This is a genomic window from Kribbella sp. NPDC104740 (assembly GCF_055583505.1).
In genome coordinates this window covers 184,043-203,617 of the sequence record NZ_JBVJNV010000010.1, presented here as the reverse complement: position 1 = coordinate 203,617, position 19,575 = coordinate 184,043, and the positions used below count along the sequence as shown (strand labels likewise).

17 protein-coding genes and 1 other RNA gene are annotated in these 19,575 nt (G+C 70.3%); 9 read left to right on the top strand and 9 right to left on the bottom strand.

Annotated elements, in window-relative coordinates; all coding sequences use genetic code 11:
* Positions 1 to 2: 2 nt before the first annotated feature.
* Complete coding sequence (locus tag ACZ6Z4_RS36475; protein WP_465576078.1) at positions 3 to 1,577, bottom strand: alkaline phosphatase D family protein; 1,575 nt, start codon at positions 1,575 to 1,577, stop codon at positions 3 to 5.
* A 160-nt stretch (positions 1,578 to 1,737) separates the two neighbouring features.
* Between ACZ6Z4_RS36475 and nagZ the strand changes: the two genes are divergently transcribed.
* The gene (gene nagZ, locus ACZ6Z4_RS36470) at positions 1,738 to 3,195 is read left to right on the top strand and encodes a beta-N-acetylhexosaminidase (protein WP_465576073.1); all 1,458 of its coding nucleotides are present in this window, start codon (positions 1,738 to 1,740) and stop codon (positions 3,193 to 3,195) included.
* Between the two features lie 42 nt (positions 3,196 to 3,237).
* On the top strand, positions 3,238 to 4,512 hold the full coding sequence (locus ACZ6Z4_RS36465) for an alpha-L-fucosidase (protein WP_465576070.1): 1,275 nt from the start codon (positions 3,238 to 3,240) through the stop codon (positions 4,510 to 4,512).
* A gap of 87 nt (positions 4,513 to 4,599) precedes the next feature.
* Here ACZ6Z4_RS36465 and ACZ6Z4_RS36460 read toward each other — a convergent pair whose 3' ends face one another.
* Complete coding sequence (locus tag ACZ6Z4_RS36460) at positions 4,600 to 5,802, bottom strand: ROK family protein (protein WP_465576067.1); 1,203 nt, start codon at positions 5,800 to 5,802, stop codon at positions 4,600 to 4,602.
* Positions 5,803 to 5,895: 93 nt separating this feature from the next.
* On the opposite strand from ACZ6Z4_RS36460, the gene ACZ6Z4_RS36455 reads away from it, so the two are divergent.
* The 5 genes from ACZ6Z4_RS36455 to ACZ6Z4_RS36435 all read left to right on the top strand — a co-directional run bounded on the left by ACZ6Z4_RS36455 (position 5,896) and on the right by ACZ6Z4_RS36435 (position 13,142).
* Positions 5,896 to 7,521 (top strand): glycoside hydrolase family 13 protein, encoded by a 1,626-nt coding sequence (locus tag ACZ6Z4_RS36455; protein WP_465576061.1) that lies wholly within the window; start codon positions 5,896 to 5,898, stop codon positions 7,519 to 7,521.
* A 1,042-nt stretch (positions 7,522 to 8,563) separates the two neighbouring features.
* Positions 8,564 to 9,697 (top strand): Nif3-like dinuclear metal center hexameric protein, encoded by a 1,134-nt coding sequence (locus tag ACZ6Z4_RS36450; protein ID WP_465576057.1) that lies wholly within the window; start codon positions 8,564 to 8,566, stop codon positions 9,695 to 9,697.
* Between the two features lie 75 nt (positions 9,698 to 9,772).
* Complete coding sequence (locus tag ACZ6Z4_RS36445; protein ID WP_465576052.1) at positions 9,773 to 10,486, top strand: zinc ribbon domain-containing protein; 714 nt, start codon at positions 9,773 to 9,775, stop codon at positions 10,484 to 10,486.
* Positions 10,483 to 11,649 carry a bifunctional RNase H/acid phosphatase gene (locus ACZ6Z4_RS36440; RefSeq protein WP_465576047.1) on the top strand — a complete coding sequence of 389 codons (1,167 nt, stop codon included), beginning with the start codon at positions 10,483 to 10,485 and terminating at the stop codon, positions 11,647 to 11,649. Before ACZ6Z4_RS36445 ends, ACZ6Z4_RS36440 begins: the two co-directional genes overlap by 4 nt.
* A 56-nt stretch (positions 11,650 to 11,705) precedes the next feature.
* Complete coding sequence (locus ACZ6Z4_RS36435) at positions 11,706 to 13,142, top strand: RNB domain-containing ribonuclease (RefSeq protein ID WP_465576041.1); 1,437 nt, start codon at positions 11,706 to 11,708, stop codon at positions 13,140 to 13,142.
* Here ACZ6Z4_RS36435 and ACZ6Z4_RS36430 read toward each other — a convergent pair.
* Positions 13,131 to 13,742 (bottom strand): TetR/AcrR family transcriptional regulator, encoded by a 612-nt coding sequence (locus ACZ6Z4_RS36430; RefSeq protein WP_465576038.1) that lies wholly within the window; start codon positions 13,740 to 13,742, stop codon positions 13,131 to 13,133. The genes ACZ6Z4_RS36435 and ACZ6Z4_RS36430 overlap by 12 nt on opposite strands.
* 52 nt (positions 13,743 to 13,794) lie before the next feature.
* Between ACZ6Z4_RS36430 and ACZ6Z4_RS36425 the strand changes: the two genes are divergently transcribed.
* On the top strand, positions 13,795 to 14,286 hold the full coding sequence (locus tag ACZ6Z4_RS36425; RefSeq protein ID WP_465576034.1) for a GNAT family N-acetyltransferase: 492 nt from the start codon (positions 13,795 to 13,797) through the stop codon (positions 14,284 to 14,286).
* Positions 14,287 to 14,707: 421 nt separating this feature from the next.
* On the opposite strand, the gene ACZ6Z4_RS36420 is transcribed toward ACZ6Z4_RS36425, so the two are convergent.
* From ACZ6Z4_RS36420 to ACZ6Z4_RS36410, 3 genes are all read right to left on the bottom strand, one after another.
* Entirely contained in the window at positions 14,708 to 15,487 is a 780-nt protein-coding gene (locus tag ACZ6Z4_RS36420; RefSeq protein WP_465576031.1) for a hypothetical protein, read from the bottom strand.
* Positions 15,488 to 15,574: 87 nt separating this feature from the next.
* On the bottom strand, positions 15,575 to 16,228 hold the full coding sequence (locus ACZ6Z4_RS36415) for a VOC family protein (protein ID WP_465576028.1): 654 nt from the start codon (positions 16,226 to 16,228) through the stop codon (positions 15,575 to 15,577).
* Positions 16,229 to 16,248: 20 nt separating this feature from the next.
* Complete coding sequence (locus tag ACZ6Z4_RS36410) at positions 16,249 to 16,989, bottom strand: AraC family transcriptional regulator (protein WP_465576025.1); 741 nt, start codon at positions 16,987 to 16,989, stop codon at positions 16,249 to 16,251.
* Positions 16,990 to 17,042: 53 nt separating this feature from the next.
* Between ACZ6Z4_RS36410 and ACZ6Z4_RS36405 the strand changes: the two genes are divergently transcribed.
* Positions 17,043 to 18,182 carry an MFS transporter gene (locus ACZ6Z4_RS36405; RefSeq protein WP_465576022.1) on the top strand — a complete coding sequence of 380 codons (1,140 nt, stop codon included), beginning with the start codon at positions 17,043 to 17,045 and terminating at the stop codon, positions 18,180 to 18,182.
* Here the strand turns inward: ACZ6Z4_RS36405 and ACZ6Z4_RS36400 are convergent.
* The 3 genes from ACZ6Z4_RS36400 to ACZ6Z4_RS36390 form a co-directional block, all read right to left on the bottom strand.
* Positions 18,166 to 18,582 (bottom strand): hypothetical protein, encoded by a 417-nt coding sequence (locus tag ACZ6Z4_RS36400; protein WP_465576019.1) that lies wholly within the window; start codon positions 18,580 to 18,582, stop codon positions 18,166 to 18,168. The two genes, ACZ6Z4_RS36405 and ACZ6Z4_RS36400, sit on opposite strands and share 17 nt — an antisense overlap.
* Before the next feature lie 101 nt (positions 18,583 to 18,683).
* Positions 18,684 to 19,083, bottom strand: an RNA gene (rnpB, locus tag ACZ6Z4_RS36395) — RNase P RNA component class A.
* Between the two features lie 9 nt (positions 19,084 to 19,092).
* Positions 19,093 to 19,464, bottom strand: a complete 372-nt coding sequence (locus ACZ6Z4_RS36390; RefSeq protein WP_465576014.1) for a DUF952 domain-containing protein — start codon at positions 19,462 to 19,464, stop codon at positions 19,093 to 19,095.
* Between the last annotated feature and the right edge of the window lie 111 nt (positions 19,465 to 19,575).

The window sequence follows — 19,575 nt, the reverse complement described above, 5'->3', positions numbered from 1 at the left end:
GATCAGGTCAGGTTGAGGCCCGGCTGACCGGCTTCGACGGTGAACGATGCGCGCGTGGAGACCGGCGCACCCGGCGTACTGACGTACGGAATCACCTTGAAGTCCGCCTGCAGCGTCTCGCGGGTCAGGCGCGTCTTGACGTAGCCGCGCTGGTTGTTGAGGAGCTTGATGTGCGGGTTCTCGTCGAGCTGGAGCTGGCCGCCGGCGGGGAAGTCCTGGCCGTCGCCGCCGGAGGTGATGGATGTGGTGACCAGCTCGACGCCGACCGGGCGCGACGAAGGATCGCGGAAGTCGGCGAGCAGGTCGTTGGCGTAGTGCTTGTGGACGTCGCCGGTCAGTACGACGGGGTTGGTGACGTGCCGCTGCCGGAAGCCGTCGAGGATGCGCTGCCGTGAGGCGACGTACCCGTCCCAGGCGTCCATGCTGTAGCTGACGCCCGGCCCGGCGGTGAAGTCGCGGGCGCCGAAGAAGACCTGCTGACCGATGATGTCCCAGGTCGCCGACGAGCGGCCGAGGCCGTCGAGCAGCCACTTCTCCTGCGCTGGGCCGGTGATCGAGCGGGCCGGGTCGAGCGCCGCCGGGCAGTCCGAGGTGGTGTCGTTGCAGGCCTGGTCGCTGCGGTACTGGCGGGTGTCGAGCATGTGGAACGACGCCAGCCGGCCCCACTGGATCCGCCGGTAGATCTGCATGTCGATCCCGCGCGGGATCGAGCTGCGGCGCAGCGGCATCATCTCGTAGTACGCCCGGTACGCCGCCGCGCGCCGCTCCAGGAAGCCGGCCTGCCCGGCCGGCGACGGGATCTCGTCGGCGTAGTTGTTCTCCAGCTCGTGGTCGTCCCAGACCACGACCCACGGCGCGACCGCGTGCGCGGCCTGCAGGTCGGGGTCGGTCCGGTACTGCGCGTGCCGGACCCGGTAGTCGGCCAGCGTCCAGATCTCCTTGGCCGGCGAGTGCGCGCGAGCGCCGGTGCCGCCCGCGCCCTCGTAGATGTAGTCGCCCAGGTGCAGTACCAGCGACGGGTGGTCCTCGGTCAGCCGCCGGTACGCCGTGAAGTAGCCGCCGGAGTAGTTCGAGCAGGACACGAACGCCATGTCGAGCGGGCTTCCGTACGTGCCCGGCAGCGGCGTCGTCAGGGTGCGGCCGATCTCCGAGACGTGGCGCTCGCAGCGGAACCGGTAGTAGTACTCGCGGCCGGGCAGCAGCCCGCGGACCTCGACGTGCACGGCGTGCGCCGACTCCGGCGTGGCCGAGACGACACCGGACCGTACGACGCGACGCATCGCCGGGTCGAGGGCGACCTGCCACTGCACCTGGTAGCGGCGCGACGGCATGCCACCCATGCCGTCGGCGGCCAGCGGGTCGAGGGCGAGGCGGGTCCAGAGGACGACGCTCTGGTAGTCCGGGTCGCCGGAAGCGATCCCGAGGGTGAACGGGTCGGGGAGAGGCTGGTGAGAGGACGGGCCGGTGACGGGCATCGGCGAGCCGGCGGCCGGCAGCGATCCGGCTGCGGCGACGGCGGTCGCGCCGGCGGCGGTGGCCACCAGCAGCTTGCGACGGGTGATCGGTGTGACGGGCATGGCGGAGCTCCGTAACTGATCGGTGGGCGGATTCCCATCCACCCTTGTGGGCGGCTCCGAACCCGAGATGACGCTGGGAGGTGACCTTGGTGAACTCACGTGGCGTGAGACATCCCCGGGTGCATTGGCATCGCATGGGTTGGCGCGAGAGGGTTGCGCTATGAGTGACCAACTGGAACGCGACGCCGCCGGCGCCCTGATCGTCGGCTTCACCGGTACCACCGCCCCCGACGACCTGCGCCGCGCGATCGCGAACGGCCTCGGCGCGGTGATCCTGTTCACCCGCAACGTCGTCGACGCCGACCAGGTGACCGCGCTGACCACCGCGCTGCGCGCCGAGCGCCCGGACCTGCTGATCGCGATCGACCACGAGGGCGGCGAGTTCAGCCACCTCGCCCCGGCCAACCCGTGGCCGCTGTCGTCGCCGCGCGCGCTCGGCGAGCTCGACGACGCCGACCTGACCCGGGCCTCGGCGCGCGACGCCGCCGCGACGCTCGCGGCGCTCGGCATCGACGTGATGCTCGCGCCGTCGGTCGACGTGAACAGCAACCCGGCAAACCCGATCATCTCCACCCGCTCCTTCGGTACGTCGGCCGGCGTCGTCTCGCGGCACGGCGTCGCCTTCGTCCAGGGCGTCCGCGACGCCGGGATCGCCGCCTGCCCGAAGCACTTCCCGGGCCACGGCGACGTCACCGTCGACTCGCACCTGGCGCTGCCGCGGGTGGACCGCTCGATCGAGCAGGTGCACGCGGTCGAGCTGGCGCCGTTCCAGGCGACGATCGCGGCCGGCGCCGACCTGATCATGAGTGCGCACATCGTCTTCTCGGCGTACGACGACCAGCCGGCCACGCTGTCGCGGCGGATCCTGCAGGGGCTGCTCCGCGACGAGCTCGGGTTCACCGGCGTGATCACCACCGACGCGCTCGAGATGCAGGCGATCACCAGCACCCGGTCGATCGAGCAGGCCGCGGTCGAGTCGATCCGGGCCGGCGCGGACCTGGCCATGATCGCGATCGGCGAGGCCGACCCGCGGGCGCTGACCGCGGAGATCGTCGGTGCCGTCGGCAACGGAACGCTGGAGGCCGCGCGGGTCACCGAGGCGGCTCAGCGGGTCCGCGATCTCGCCGCCGACCTGGCCGCGCGGACCCGGCTGCCCGGGCTGGACGGCGCGCCGACGCGCGAGGTCGCGGCGCGGACGGTGACCGGTCAGGAGTTCCCGGCGCTCGGCGGTTCGCCGTACGTGGTGGATCTGACGCAGGGGCTGCACCCGGCGTGGAACCCGTACTTCAGCGGGCTGCCCGAGGTGTTCGCGCGGATCGCTCCCGACTCGGACGGCGTCGTACTGCGTGGCGCGGACGCGGAGGCGCTCGGCGAGGCGCAGGCGGCGGCGATCGGGCGGCCGCTGGTCGTGGCGGTGCAGGACGCGGTCCGGACGCCGTGGATGCGGGCGGCGCTGCAGCTGCTGATCGAGAGCCACGAGGGCGACGTGTTCGTGCTCTGCACGGGGATCCCGGAGGATCGCGCGCTGGTGCCGGCGAACGTGCCGACGGCGGTCACCTACGGGCGGAACCTGGTCGTGCTGGAGGCGGTGACGCAGGTCCTGACTCGCCGACCGTAAATCCTATATCCTATCGCTCACCCGATCTCTGAGGAGTCAGCGATGGCGATCCAGCCCTGGTTCGAGCAGGCCAAGCTCGGCATCTTCCTGCACTACGGTATCTACGCCGTGAACGGGATCGCCGAGTCCTGGTCCTTCTTCAACGGCGAGATCAGCCACGAGGACTACCTCAAGCAGCTCGACGGGTTCACGGCGTCGAAGTTCGACGCCGGGGCCTGGGCCGAGCTGTTCGAGGCGGCCGGTGCCCGGTACGCCGTCCTGACGTCGAAGCACCACGACGGCGTCGCGCTCTACGACACCGCGGCGAACGACCTGTCAACGGTGAAGGCGACGCCGGCCCGGCGCGACATCGTGCGCGAGTACGTCGACGCGCTGCGCGAGCACGGGCTGCGCGTGGGGCTCTACTTCAGCCATCTCGACTGGACGCACCCCGACTACGCGTCGGTGCGTCCGGCCGGGATGCCCGCGGACGAGCGGGGCAATCCGTACGCCGTACCGGCCGCTGGCGAGGAGGACCCGGCGGCGTGGGAGCGGTTCCTCGCGTTCCACCGGACTCAGCTGACCGAGATCATGGATCGGTTCGCGCCCGACCTGCTGTGGTTCGACGGGGACTGGGAGCGCGATCCGGAGCAGTGGCGGATGGACGAGGTGCGCGACCTGATCGCCGCGAAGCTGCCCGCGACGGTGGTGAACGGGCGGATGCGCGGCGGGTTCGGTGACTACGCGACGCCGGAGCAGGGCGTGCCGATCGTGCCGCCGGCCGGGCCGTGGGAGCTGTGCGTCACGATCAACGACTCGTGGGGTTATCAGCACAATGATCACCACTACAAGTCGGTGCGGCAGCTGATCCGGCTGTTCGCGGAGACGATCGGTGGCGGTGGGAACCTGCTGCTCGACGTCGGTCCGCGCGAGGACGGGACGATTCCGGAGGAGCAGGTCACGCGGCTGCGGGAGCTGGGGGACTGGATCCGGCGGCACGAGCGGGCTGTGTTCGGGACGACGCGTGGTCTGCCGAATGGTGCGTTCTACGGAGCGTCGACGGTGTCGGCTGATCGGCGGAAGGTGTACCTGTTCACGTTCGACCGCCCGAACGAGTACCTGGCTGTTCGGGGGATTCGAAACAAGGTGCGCAAGGCAACGATCGTCGGCTCGGGGGTGGAGCTTCGGACGGACCGCCAGGGTGGCGGGATCGAGGGGGCGGCGGGCTGGACGTACCTGTACGTCGACTCGGACACGGCCCTGGATCGCGACTGCACGGTCGTCGAGCTGGAACTGGAAGGCGAGCTCGACGTCGCCGAGCACCACACCCGCGACTGATCGCACGAGACCGCTCTCGCTCCACTCCCGCCTCGCCCGCTCTCCCTTCTGACCCAGATCTCCCGCCCGCAGGGCGGGGGATCTGGGTCAGAAGCGGCGGGCGGTCAGCGTCAGATCCAGTGCGTTCTGCTCCACGTAGTTCAGCGCGTGCCGTACGGCGCCTACGGACACGATCGTGTCGCCCAGCGAAGACGTCACCACGCGCGGCGGCGTACTGGTGAACGTCGCGACCAGCTCCTCGATCGACGGCAGTAAAGGCTTCGCCGCCTCGGCGACGGCGCCGCCGATGACCACCAGCGCGGGGTTGAACAGCACCCCGAGCGTCGCGATCACGCGAGCGGTGCGCTGGCCGACGACCTCCAGGATCTCCTTCGCCACCTGATCACCCTGCGCGGCGGCGGTGAAAACCTGCTCGGCCGTCACCGGGTTCGAGCCGCTCAGCTCACGCAGTACGGTCTCGACCGCCGGATCCCCGAGCGCCTCCGCGGCCGCCTCGCGGGCGATCCGCGCGATCCCGTGCGTGTCCCCGACGCCCTCGACGAGCTTGAGGTACACCATCTCGCCGGCGCCCCCGCGACTCCCGTGCAGCAGCCGCCCGGAGTCCATCAGCCCGGACCCGAACCGCTCACCCGCCAGCAGTACGACGAGGTCGTCGACGCCCTGCCCCTGACCGCGCCAGTGCTCCCCGAGGACGGCCAGGTTCGCATCGTTCTCCAGCAGCGCCGGCCAGCCGTGCTGCTTGGTCAGCCGCGCCGTCAGCGCCGGATCGAAGCGTCGCCAGAACTCGTCGTCGGCCAGGATGTTGCCGGTCCGGTCGACCGGCGCCGCGACACCGACCCCGGCCGCGATCACCTGGTCGTCGTCGACCCCGGCATCCGCCATCGCGTCGACGACCGCCTCGTTCACCAGGTCGGTCCGCTCGGCCGGCTCCTTCACCGCGGCGAACGAGCGCCCGGCCTTGGCCACGGTCTCGCCGCGCAGGTTCGCCACCACGACCGTCGTCTTCGCCGCGCCCACGTCGATGCCGAGCACGAACCCCGCGCCGCTGTTGAACTCGAAGCGCCGCGACGGGCGCCCGACCGCGCTCTCGTCGCGGACCGGGTCGAGCTCGAGCACCCAGCCCATCCCGATCAGGTCGTTGCAGACCGCGTGCACGGTCGCGCGGGTCAGCCCGGTCGCCTCGATCAGTCCTGTTCCGGTCATCACCCCGGCGGTGGAGAGCACGCCGAGTAGCTTGCTCGCGTTGACCCTGCGCAGCAGCGGCGGAGTCGCCGCCGACGTCTTCGGCATATCCCTCTTGACCTCCTCGTGGAACGGCACGCACAATACTACAGATTCTAAATTTAAAGTCTATATAAACCAAGCACTCAGAGTGAGGCTCTCGTGACTACTACTGCAACCGATGCCGACTGGTGGCGGCAGGCGGTCGTCTACCAGGTCTACCCGCGCAGCTTCGCCGACTCCGACGGGGACGGCATCGGTGACCTGCAGGGCATCATCAGCCGGGTGCCGTACCTGACGTCGCTCGGTATCGACGCGGTCTGGCTGAGCCCGTTCTACCCGTCCGCCCTGGCCGACGGCGGGTACGACGTCGACGACTACCGCGACGTCGACCCGCGGCTCGGCACGCTCGCCGACTTCGACGAACTGGTCGGCACCCTGCACGAGGCCGGGATCAAGCTGATCGTCGACATCGTGCCGAACCACAGCTCCGACCGGCACGAGTGGTTCCAGGAGGCGCTGGCCGCGCCGAAGGGCTCGCCCGAGCGCGACCGGTACATCTTCCGCGAGGGCGACGGCGACCAGCCGCCCTCGGACTGGGACTCGGTCTTCGGCGGATCCGCGTGGGCGCAGATCCACGACGGCCAGTGGTACCTGCACCTGTTCGCGGCCGAGCAGCCCGACCTGAACTGGGACAACGCCGACGTCCGCGAGGACTTCCTGAAGACGCTGCGGTTCTGGTCGGACCGGGGCGTCGACGGGTTCCGCGTCGACGTCGCGCACGCGCTGAAGAAGGACCTGACCGAGCCGCTGCCGTCGAAGACCACGCTGCCCCGGCAGTCGGAGTCCAACGGCGTGCACCCGCTGTGGGACCGCGACGACGTGCACGACATCTACGTCGAGTGGCGCCAGGTGCTGAACGAGTACGACCCGCCGAAGTCCGCGGTCGCCGAGGCGTTCGTACCGGCCGCCCGCCGGGCGCGGTACGCGAGCGCGGCCGGCCTCGGGCAGGCGTTCAACTTCGACCTGCTGCAGGCCGACTGGGACTTCGACCGGTTCCGGCAGGTGATCAAGGAGAACCTGGCGCTCGCCGAGCAGAACGGGTCATCCTCGACGTGGGTGTTCTCCAACCACGACGTCGTCCGGCATGCGACGCGGTACGGGCTGCCGAAGGACCCCGACGGCGCCTGGCAGGACGGCAAGGCGTGGCTGCTGAGCAACGGCACCGAGCCGACCGTCGACGTCGAGCAGGGCCTGCGGCGCGCACGGGCCGCCGTACTGCTGATGCTGGCGCTGCCTGGTTCGGCGTACCTGTACCAAGGTGAGGAGCTCGGCCTGCAGGAGGTCGGCGAACTGCCGGCGGCGAACCTGCAGGACCCGGCGTACTTCCGCTCCAAGGGCGCCGAGAAGGGCCGCGACGGCTGCCGCGTCCCGCTCCCGTGGACCGTCGGCGGCCTGTCGTTCGGCTTCGGCTCCGGCGGCTCCCACCTCCTCCAGCCGAAGTGGTTCGGCGGCTACTCGGTCGAGGCCCAGGAAGGCGACCCCGACTCGACGCTCAGCCTGTACCGCAAGGCCCTCGCCGTACGCCGAGGCCTGCAAACCGGCGAGGGCCTCGAGTGGGTCGACGCCGTCGAGTGGTCCCTGCACTTCCGCCGCCCCGGCGGCTGGCAGTCCATCACCAACTTCGGCGCCGCCCCGATCGAGCTGCCGGAGGGCGCGGTCGTCCTCTCCAGCGGCCCGCTGGAAGGCGAGAAGCTCCCGTCGGACACCACAGCCTGGCTGATCTGAAGAGCCCGCCCACCGGTGACGCTGGTGGGCTGGTAGACACGGACTCCCCACCCCGACCCCTTGGGGGTGGGGAGCCGAGCGAGGGTCGCGGGTTGGGCGGGGAGGTCGCCCGAGCGGAGCGAAGGCCCGGAGCGGGCGGGCTCCGCGGTCCTTCTGCCTCAACCGCTTGGGCTGGTGGTTGGCCGCCGCGTTCTCGCCGGACCACGTAGCTGCAACGTCCCGCCGCTGCCGGCGGAAGTGCGGAGGAGGCAGACCGGCTCGCCTAGCCGGATCGCGGCGCTGCGCGCTTCGAGCCCGAGGTGACGGGGAGGGCGTCGGCCGGAGCGAAGGCCCGGAGCGGGCGGGCTCCGCGGTCCTTCTGCCTCAACCGCTTGGGCTGGTGGTTGGCCGCCGCGTTCTCGCCGGACCAAGTAGATGCAACGTCCCGCCGCTGCCGGCCGAAGTGCGGAGAGCAGACAGGCCGGTGAGCTTCCCACCTCAACCCGCTGGGGGTGGGGGAGATCGCCGAGCGAAGCGAAGGCTCTGGGTGGGCAGGCCCTCCCTCCACCTCAACCCCTTGGCGGTTTGCGACGGCCCACCGCTGAGGTGGTCTGGCGGGTCGGCGGGGTGCGCTGACCCGGTCACCTTCAGCCCGGCGGCCCTGCGGTGGGCCGTGCGGCCCTGGGGCCACCGCAGGCGGGCGACGTGCAGCACTGACTAACCAGGCAGGTGGGCGGGGATCTCCGGAGCGCTGAGCGTGCGGGGTGTCGAGCGGTGGGGGTTGGTCAGTGGTGGGTGTCGGTCTCTGGGCGTCTCCGCGGTTCTGCGGTGTGGAGCGGATTGGTCCGTGGAGCGCCCTGCGGGGCACCGGGTGAGGCCAGGCGGCCGACGTGCAGCACCGTTCAAGGCTGTGTGGTGGGCGCCGGTTGGCGGATCTGCAGCACTCAGTAACCCCTCGTTGCAGCACGGGTAGCAGTTCGGGTGAGCGGGGGCGTGGGTGATGGCATGGGGTTGGTGAGTGGTGGGGGTCCGGCGCGGGTGACCCGTGCGGGAGGATGACTCCGTGGCGACGACGTTGGGTGATGTGAAGGCGGTTCTGGATCGGTTGTACGACCCCTCGTGGGCGGAGAGTTGGGACGCCGTCGGGCTGGTGACTGGGGATCCGGAGCAGCCGGTGCGGAAGGTGTTGTTTGCTGTTGATCCGATGCGGGCGGTGGTGGACGAGGCGATCGATGGTGGGTTCGATCTGATCGTCAGTCATCACCCGTTGTTGCTGCGTGGGGTGAACAGTGTCGCGACGACCACGCCCAAGGGGCGGGTGGTGCATGACCTGATTCGGAGTGGGACGGCGTTGATCGTCTGTCACACGAATGCGGACAACGCAAACCCTGGGGTGAGCGACGCGCTCGCGGCGGCGCTGAATCTGCAGAACACGCGGCCGTTGAAGGCGATGCCCGCGGAGGCGATGGACAAGATCGTCGTGTACGTGCCAGTCGACGAGACGCAGCGGATGATCGATGCGCTCGCGGCGGCGGGCGCCGGCCGGATCGGGGATTACGACCGGGCCGCCTGGTCGACGACCGGCGAGGGGACGTTCCGGCCGCTCGAAGGAGCAAACCCGACGATCGGTGCGGTGGGCGCGATCGAGGTGGTCGAGGAGTCCCGCGTCGAGATGATCCTGCCGCGCGGCCGAAGGCGCGCGGTGGTCGAGGCGATGTACGCCGCGCACTCGTACGAGGAGCCGGCGTACGACGTACTGGAGCTGGCCGCGATGCCGAGCCCGCGTGGCGGCGGCCGGATCGGGACGCTCGCCGAGCCGCTGACGCTGCGCGACTTCGCCGCGCAAGTAGACCGCGGCCTCCCGAAGACCGAACATGGCGTGCGTGTCTCAGGTGATCCCGACAGGATCATCGAGACCGTCGCGGTCTGCGGCGGCGCCGGCGACTCCGAGCTCGATCGCGTCCGCGCCTCGGGGGTCGACGCCTACGTGACCGCCGACCTCCGGCACCACCCGGCGACCGAGGCCCGCGCGTACGCCGACGGGCCGGCCTTGATCGACGTCGCACACTGGGCCAGCGAGTGGCCCTGGCTCGCCGACGCCGAACGACTCCTGAGCGCGGGGTTGGCAGAGCAGGGCAGTACCGTGGACACTCACATCTCGACGCTCCGCACGGATGCCTGGAACCTGCGCTTGTAGGGGCCGCCCGGAGAGCTGACAACTGAACGATCTAAGGAGCCGACCCTGAACGCCGAGCCCGCTGTCCAACGCCGGTTGCTGGACCTGCAGGATCTCGACCTGCAGCTGGATGTGGTCGCGACCAAGCGCAGGTCACTGCCCGAGCACCAGGCGCTCACCGACCTGGGGGCGGAGAAGTCCGTCGTCGACCGGGAGCTCGTCGCCGCCGACACCGAGGTGTCGGACCTGCGCCGCGAGCAGAAGAAGGCCGACAGCGACGTCGAGCAGGTCCGGCAGCGCAAGGCGCGCAACCAGCAGCGCCTCGACTCCGGCCAGGTCACGTCGCCGCGCGACCTGGAGAACCTGCAGCACGAGATCGGGTCGCTGGACCGCCGGATCTCCGACCTGGAGGACGCCGAGCTCGAGGTGATGGAGAAGCTGGAGGCGGCCGAGGTCGTCCAGGCCGATCTCCAGGGCCGCGCGGAGGCGTTCGCCGGCCGCCAGTCCGAGCTCGAGGGCACCCGCGACGCCGCGCTGAAGGAGCTCGACGAGCAGCGCGCGACGCTGGGCGACCAGCGGTCCGGTGTCGCGGCCGAGCTGCCCGACGACCTGGTGAAGCAGTACCAGCGGCTGCGCGAGCACAACGGTGGCATCGGCGCCGCGCCGCTCGTCGGCAAGCGCTGCATGGGCTGCCGGATGGAGCTGGCGCCGTCCGACCTGGCCAAGATCAAGGCGGCCGCTGCCGACGTCGTACTGCGCTGTGAGGAGTGCGGCCGGATCCTGGTCCGTACGCCGGAGAGCACGGTATGACCTGGACGCACGTCGTCGTCGAGGCCGACGGTGGTTCCCGGGGCAACCCGGGCCCGGCCTCGTACGGCGCGCTGGTGCGCGACCCGGCGACCGGGCAGGTGATCGCGCAGGCCGGGGTGACGATCGGGGTCGCGACCAACAACGTCGCGGAGTACAGCGGGCTGATCGCCGGGCTGGAGCTGGCCGCGGAGTACGCGCCGAACGCCTCGATCGAGGTCCGGATGGACTCCAAGCTGGTGATCGAGCAGATGGCCGGGCGCTGGAAGGTCAAGCACCCGGACATGAAGCCGCTGGCGGCGAAGGCGCAGTCGCTGGCGCCGTTCGGGACCGAGTGGACCTGGGTGCCGCGGGCGCAGAACGCGGCCGCGGACGCGCTGGCGAACATGGCGCTGGACGGCAAGCCGGTCCCGCTGAAGCCGGCCGAGAGCTCGGCGGCGCCGGTGGTGACCGAGGTGTCGGAGCTCGGGAAGGCGATGCAGGGTTGGGGCGGCGTACAGGCCGAGCCGCCGACGCGGCTGATCTTCCTGCGGCACGGCGAGACGCCGCACACGGTGGACAAGCGGTTCTCGGGGTCCGGTGGGGACGACCCGGGGCTGAGTGAGGTGGGGCGTCAGCAGGCCGAGGCGGCGGCGCGCTACATCGCCGGGCCGGCCGGCGGCGGCGTGCCGGCTGGAGCCGAGGCCGGGCTCGGGCCGATCGACGCCGTCATCTCCTCCCCGCTGCTGCGGACGCGGCAGACGGCGGCCGCGGTCGCCGAGCGGCTCGGGCTCGACGTCGAAGTACGCGACGGCTGGGTCGAGTGTTCGTTCGGCGACTGGGACGGGCACACCTTCGCCGAGGTGCAGGAGAAGTGGCCGGACGCGCTGAACGCCTGGCTCGGTTCGACCACGGTCGCGCCGCCCGGCGGCGAGTCGTTCGACACGTGCGCGCGCCGGGCGCGGTCGGCGCGGGACGCGGTGCTGTCGTCGTACCCGGGCAAGACCGTCGTCGTCGTGACGCACGTGACGCCGATCAAGCTGATGGTGCGCGGCGTGCTGCAGGCGCCGATGGCGTCGCTGTTCCGGATGGAGCTGAAGCCCGCGACGGTCACCGAGATCAACTGGTACGCCGACGGCCTGGCCTCCTTGCGCAGCTTCAATGTCGTGCCTCCCCTCGGCAGCTAGTCTGAGGACCCCCGGCCGCATCGTCGCGGCCGGGTCGTCGAGGACGGAGTGGTCGAGTGCCGTTGCAGAAGGTGCATTTCGCCGAGGACGTGCCCGAGGTGCTCCGGGCTTCGCTGCAGACGATCCGGCGTGAGCTGGAGGTGCCGGCGGAGTTCCCGCCCGAGGTGGTCGCGGCGGCGCTGGCCGCGCGCGACAACCCGCGGCTGCCGTCGCTCGACCGCACGGACATCGAGTTCGTGACCATCGACCCGCCCGAGTCGATGGACCTCGACCAGGCGCTGCACATCGAGCGCGCCGGCGACGGCTACACCGTGCACTACGCGATCGCGGACGTCGCGGCGTTCGTGCAGCCCGGCGACCCGATCGACGTCGAGGCGCGCAAGCGCGGCGAGACGCTCTACGCGCCCGACAAGCGCACGCCGTTGCACCCGCCGGAGCTGTCCGAGGGCGCCGCGTCGCTTTTGGCGGACGCCGTACGGCCTGCGCTGCTGTGGACGATCACGGTCGACGCGTCCGGCGAGGGGACCGACGTGGTCTGCGAGCGGGCGCTGGTGAAGTCGCGCGCGAAGCTGAACTACGCCGGCGTACAGAAGGACCTCGATGCCGGTACGGCGTCGGAGTCGCTGCAGCTGCTGCGCGAGGTCGGCAAGCTGCGCGAGCAGCGCGAGCTGGAGCGCGGCGGGGTCAACCTGCCGATCCCGGACCAGGAGGTCGTCACGGCCGACGGCCAGTGGTCGCTGGAGTTCCGCGCGCCGCTGCCGGTCGAGGGGTGGAACGCGCAGATCTCGCTGCTCACCGGGATGGCCGCCGCGCACCTCATGATGTACGGCGAGATCGGGATCCTGCGGACGCTGCCGGAGTCGCACGACGACCTGCGCCGCAAGCTGGAGAACACCGCGAAGGCGCTCGGGATCGACTGGCCGGTCGGTACGTCGTACGCGGAGTTCATCCACGGGCTCGACCCGAAGGTGCCGGCGCATGCCGCGATGCTTGCCGCGTGCACCGTTCTCTTCCGGGGTGCGGGTTACACGGCCTTCTCCGGTGGGGTTCCTGAGCAGCCGGAGCACGCGGCGATGAAGTCGGAGTACGCGCACGTGACCGCGCCGCTGCGCCGGCTGGTCGATCGGTGGACCGGGGAGATCTGCGTCGCGCTGTGCGCGGACCAGCCGGTGCCTTCCTGGGTTCTGGAGTCGATGGACGAGATCCCGAAGATCATGGAGGAGTGCGACCGGAAGGCGCACGCGTACGAGCGCGCGATCGTGTCGATGGTCGAGGCCGGGCTGGTCGCCGACCAGGTCGGCGCGGAGTTCGACGGGGTCGTCGTCGATGTCGACGAGCGGGATCCGAAGCGGGGCGTCGTGACGTTGTCGACGCTCGCGGTCGAGGGCAAGGTGACGAGTGCGTCGCCGCTGCCGTTGGGGCAGGCCGTGCGGGTGAAGCTGGTCGAGGCCGACATCACCAAGCGGACGATCGCGTTCGAGCTAGCGGGTTAGTTGTTGCTCGACCGCCCTGGTGGTGCGGTCGAGATCGCCGGTGGCGAGCAGATCGAGCAGCGCGCCCCGGAGAAGAGCCAGCACGGCGGTCCGCTGCGCTTGGGCATGCTTGCTCTCGGCATCGACTTGTGATGCCTTGAGCAACTCCAACCAGTCGTCGACGGTGCTCCGCGCGTAGTCGCCCCACGGGCCGTCGGGGGAGACCAGCGAGCGGCCGTACGCCTCGACCCAGAGATTCATCAGCGGACGCCGCTCAGGTGCGGACAACCAGGTCCACAGCTCGCGGGCGATCACGTCGAGCCCAGGCTGCGTCGCAGAACCGCCCTCGTCGCGCCGGGCCCGGTCGTCCGGGCGCTGCCCGTCGCCGTACCGAAGCTGCCGCAGCAAGTCCAGCTCGTCGCTCCGCGCTCTCGCCAGCAGCGCCCGGATCAGCCCGTCCTTGCTGCCGAACAAGAACAGCAGCACCCGCGGACTCGACCCGATCGCCGTCGCCAGCGGACGCAGCGACAGATCGGCGAGCCCGTGGGTGAGCGAGTAGCTGTAGGCGAGCTCCAGCAGCTCCCGCTCCCGCGCGGAGGGGGCTGGTTTCGTGGTCGGCACGCCGCTAGTATCGCCTACTGAAACACTCGTGTCAGTAGATCGGGGTGTGCCGATGTCCGAACCAGTGATCCGTCCCGCCGACCAGCCCGGCGACCTCGGCTGGGTCGTCCAGTTCCACGGCGAGCTGTACGCCGCCGAGTACGGCTGGGGCCAGCCCTTCGAGGCATTGGTCGCCCGCGTCGTCGCCGACTACGCCGAGACCGCCGACCCGGCCCGCGAAGCCGCCTGGATCGCCGAGCTCGACGGCGTCCGCGTCGGCTGCATCTTCTGCGTCCAGGGCCCCGACGACGCCACCGCCAAACTCCGCCTGCTCCTCCTCACCCCCGCCGCCCGAGACCACGGCCTCGGCAGCCGCCTCGTCGACACCTGCCTGGCCTTCGCCCGCACAGCCGGCTACAAACGCATGGTCCTCTGGACCAACGACCCCCTGAAAGCAGCCCGCCAGATCTACCTCAACCGAGGCTTCACCCTCACCAGCGAGGAACCCCACACCCTCTTCGGCGAGGGCCTCCTGAGCCAGTACTACGAACTAGACCTCAGCTGAGAAAAGAGGGCAAGAAACAAGGGCAAAGACAGGAAGATTTGAGTAGGAGGTGCCCCCTGAGGTGGGTGCCTGGGCTCACCTCAAGGGTGAGCTCGCGGGCACGGCGCCGGTCACCCCGCTGTCAGCGTGACGCTCATCGCCACGCGTCGTTCTCCCACGCGCGGTCCGCCTCGTAGTCCCCCGGAGGTTCAGGGTCCGGGCACTCGCGGCAGACATACCCTCGGGTTGGCCAACGGGTCTCGATGTCTGTCGGCGGCGTAGAGATTCGGAGCGACTCCCAGGGCGGCGGTGGCCGCGGAGGATCGCCGCTCGGGATGTTCTCCATCAGGTACAACAGCCACAGCCCGAAGAGGACCGCGATGACAATCCCCGCTGCCTTGAATCCTTGCACCATGTGTCGTCCTCCCGGCTCCGGCTGGTGCTAGTCGCCGACGCTGCCGGTCACTGCCAAGGACGCGATCTGGAGTTGCGGGACCGTCGTCTGGCCGCCGATCTGGGTGTCGTAGGTGAGGGAGCCGGTGACGGTGACGCGGGCGGTGAAGAGGTCGTCTTCGACCAGGTCGGTCAGGGCTGACTCGGTGCCGGTGAGGATGACGTTGCTCGGGTAGTCGACGAAGCCGTACGCCGGGCGGTGCTTGATGCCGTCGACGTTGGCGCGGAAGGTGTCGGTGCCGGTGGCGGCGTCGAACTGGGTGACTTCGCCGTGGATGATCAGGTTCTCACCGACGTGGTCGTCGGGGGACTTGGCGATCAGCTTCCACTGGCGGGCCGAGATCTTCTTGTAGACGATGGGTTTCGGCTTCGGTGGCGCCGCGGGCTTCGGTGCGGTGGTCGGCTTCGGTGGGACCACGGGCTTCGGCGGTACGACGGGCTTCGGTGGTGCCGTGGACTCCGGTGCGGTGGTTGGTTTCGGTGCTGTGGTCGGCTTGGGTGCGGTGGTCGCCGGCTGCGTCGGTGCAGCGGTTGGTGTGGTTGCCGGTGGTGCCGCGGGCAGGCCGTCGGTGACTTCGACGACCTGGGCGCTCGCCGGGTCCGGGCCGGCGGCGGGCTTGTTGAGCGCGCCCTGGATGCTGCTGAGGACGAACAGCACCGTCAGTCCAGCGGCGATGATCAGGACCACGGTGCGGGTGCGGAGTTTGCCCGGCGGCTGTTTCGGTCCGGCTGGCGGTTGTCCGGGCATGCCGGAGTACGGCTGTGACATGGTTCCCCCCTTGAATCCCCGAGCCCCCCTCGGGATCAGGAGTCACCGTAACGCTGCGTGTGGGTGGTGACAATGGGTGGCGGCCGATCAGCTGATCGGGACGAAGGTGATGCGGTTGCCGTCCGGGTCGTGGAGGTCGGGGCGGGGAGCGGCGACCTCGAGGGCGAGGTGGTTGACCGGGGTGGTGGACGGGGGCCAGGTCGCGCTCAGGGCGAGGGTGTCTTGGTCGAGGGTGAAGCGGCCGGCGTCGTGGGGGAGGCCGAGGTGGTCGGAGTAGAAGGTGGTGGCGGCTTCCAGGTCGGGGGCGTCGAGGGCGATGTGGGCGAGGCGGCGGGTTGCGCCGGTGGTGATGGGTGGGATGCGGAACTCCTCGGTGCGTTGGAGGAGTTCGACGCGGTTGCCGTTGGGGTCGGCGAGGAAGGCGAGGCGGCCTTGGCCGCTGCCGGCGACCTTGGGGGGTGAGAGTTCGGCGTAGCCGGCTTCGATCAGGCGGGCGTAGTCGGTGTCGAGGGCGTCGGTCATGAAGCCGATGTGGTTGAGGCCGTACGTCGCGTCGGGGGCCGGGTTGTTCGCGTGCAGGAGCTCGATCAGGCCGGTGCCGAGCTGGAGGTGGACGCGGGTGACCTGCGGGCCCGCCATGAAGAGATGGTCGACGATCTGGGCGCCGAGGGCTGTGTAGAAGTCGAGACTTGCGTCGAGGTCTTGGACGGGGCCGCCTACGTGGTTCAGCTCGTAGATCATCCCAGCATCTTGGCAAACGTTTACCGACGCCTGTCAAGGTGTTGCCCGGGGGTGTGGCCGAAGGTACGGCGGAAGGTGTCGATGAACGCGCTCGGGGTCGACCAGCCGCAGCGCAGAGCGACGGTGGTGACCGGGTGGTCCTCGGCGAGCAGGATCAGCGCGTGGTGGAGGCGGAGCTGGGTGCGCCACTGCGGGAAGGTCATCGCGAACTCGGAGCGGAAGAGGCGGGAGAGCGTGCGCTCGCCGGCCGGGACCGACGCCGCCAAGAGCGCGAGAGGTCGACGATCGGCGGGATCGGCGATGAGGATCGCGCAGACGACGGCCAAGCGCGGATCGGTTGCTGTAGGCAACTTCAAGGGCTGCTCGGAGGTGTGTTGGAGCTGGTCGAGCAGTACGGCGCGGAGGCGCGCGTTCGAAGGGGTCTCGGCGACAGACGACGTACAGGCGATGATCAGTTCGCGGAGAAGCGGGCCGACGGCAAGGACCGCGGGAGCGGTCAGGCCGAGCGGGTTCTCGGTGAGGCCGACCAGGTAGAGGTCCGTCCGCCCGTACGCGCGGTGCTGGTGGACCGTCCCGGCCGGGACCCAGATCGCCCGGTCGGCGGGCGCGATCCAGTGCCCCTGATCGGTCGCGACGGCGAGGACGCCACGGGCGGCGTACGCGATCTGGTGGTCGTCGTGCCGGTGCGCGTCGATGCCCGCGCCGGCGTCGAGGCGGCGCAGGACGGTCGGCGCGATCGGCAGGTGGCGGCTTGTCGACATCACTCGGCAGATTATCGGAAGCCGGACAGGCGCACACCCGGAAGACTCGGACCGTGAAGAGGCTCCCCACCGTCCTGCTCGCGACCGGGCACGGCAGCGTCGACCTGTACCAGGGGATCGTTCCGGTGCTCGTCCCGTTCCTGGTGCACGAGCGTGGCTACGACTACGTTGCGGTCTCCGGGTTCGTGCTCGCCGCGACGCTGCTGTCGTCGGTGGTGCAGCCCGCGTTCGGGCTGCTGACCGATCGGTGGTCGATGCCGTGGTTGCTTCCAGCAAGCATGCTCGTGACCGGGGCCGGTACGGCGGCGGTCGGGCTGACGAGCGACTACGTGCTGACGCTCGCGGTGATCGCGCTGACCGGCGTCGGCGTCGCGGCGTACCATCCGCAGGCCGCCCGTACGGCGCGCGCTGTCACCGGCGGCGGCCATGTCGGCATGAGCTGGTTCTCGCTCGGTGGGATCGTGGGGTTCGCGCTGGCGCCGGTGCTGGTCGCACCGTTGCTCGCGTACGGCGGGCTGCGGGCGACGCCGTTCCTGCTGGTGCCGTCGGTGCTCGGGATGCTGACGACGATCCCGTTGCTGCGGGCAACCAGCTCCACGCGGAGGTCCCGCTGCGCGGTGGCCGGGACGGACGACTGGCGGTCGTTCACGCAGCTGACGGGCGTCGTCGTACTGCGGTCGATCGTGTACGTCGGGCTGACGACGTTCGTCGGGCTGTTCATCGGGCAGCGGCTCGAGTTGTCCGCGACGGGAAGCTCGGCGGTGCTCGTGGTGCTGTTCGCGGGCGGGGTGATCGGCACGCTGCTCGGCGGACGGCTGGCGAATCGGTGGGGCAGGCTGCCGGTGATGCGTGTTGCGTACGCCGTCGCCGCGCTCGGGCTGGCGGGTCTGGCGTTCGTCCCCGGGCCGGTGATGCTCGCGTTCGTGGTGGTGACGGCGATCGCGCTCTCCGTGCCGTTCTCGCTCCACATCACGCTCGGCCAGGACTACCTGCCGACCCGAGTTGGTACGGCGAGCGGGGTGACGCTGGGGCTCGCGGTCAGCGCAGGAGGGTTGCTGGCGCCGGCGCTCGGGGCGCTGGCGAGAAGCACGTCACTTCAAACAGTTCTGGCTGTTCTGATCGTGCTTCCCGCCTTGGCGGCGTTACTGGCGAGGCAGCTCGCCGAGCCGAAGCAGATCAGATCAGCTGAGTGAAGATCTTCACGCTCGCCTGGCTGCCGACGAACGGGTTGTTCGCAGCCCACAGCAGGCCCGAGTTGCCTTCGGGCACGTTGAAGTTGCACATCACCCAGCCCCCGTCCGCGCCGCGGCGGTTGAAGCACTCGCGGTGCCAGCTCGCCGACGACTCGGTGTCGGAGATGGTGCCGGCCGCAGGCGCGCCGTTGGCCTTGGTGTCCTTCACCCACACCCGGTCGCCGTACTCCGCGAAGCACGCCTTCGCGCCGGTGACCGAGACGCACCAGACACCCAGCGAACCTTCCGGCGGTGCACTGCTCGGTACGCCGTCCGCGGCGAACGCCTCGATCGTCGTCAGTCCCATCACGAGCAGCGTCGCGGCGGGTACGCCGATCAGGGCGCGGGTCAGCCTCTTCATCTCAAGTCCTCACGGGGTTGCGCAAACGATTGACCCAGCAGTCAACCACGTGACCCGTTCATCAGCCGCAGGCCGGCCACTGCCACCACAGACGGTCAAGGGGAACGGGCCGGTCTGTAAGCCGGATTCTGTTGTCGGTGACCATCCATCTACGGCTGCCGTTGCCGGCAGTCTCCAGCGGCCTACCCGCGAGCTCGGGCGGGCAGCCCTCGAACGCTCGCGCGAACGCCGGTTGCCCGGCGTCCTTCTTGGCCTTGCTCCACGTGGGGTTTACCTAGCCTCCGCAGTCACCTGCCGAGCTGGTGGTCTCTTACACCACCGTTTCACCCTCACCCGCACCTGGACGAACCACGGGGTTCGTCCAGGCCGCTGGCGGTCTGTTCTCTGTGGCACTGTCCCGCGGGTTTCCCCGGGTGGGCGTTACCCACCACGCTGCCCTGTGGAGTCCGGACTTTCCTCGGCGCCCACCGGAGTGGACGACGCGGTCACCCGACCGACCCGTTCCGCCGATCAGGATACGGCCTCCGCGGAGATCTCGGGCCAGCGGCCGTCCGCCCCGCGTTCGTAGGTCCGTACGTCGACCACCGCGTCGAGGTTCAGCGGGCCGTAGATGTGCGGGAAGGTGGTGCCGCTGCCGTCCAGGTCCTCGTCGCAGAGCGCCGAGACGAGCCGCTCGGTGTCGATCACCAGCAGTCGCAGCGACTCCTCGACGTCGGCGTAGAAGTGGTTCGCGACGCCGGCGACCTGGTCGGGCCGCGACGCGTGGATGAAGGTCACGCCGTCGTCGTCGAGGGACACACCCCGGGTCGACATCCGGTAGGCGCCGGCGGCCTGGGCCGCCGACCACTCGTCGGCGAAAGCAAGGTGAAGGATCTTGGCCATGGGCAGAGGTTACCGAGCCCGGAAGTTCCGGAACCGGTGAGGGATTGACAGCGGAGCGTGAACCCAGAAAGATCCGATGTCTACCTCTGGTCCTCTCCGCCCCCAGGCCAG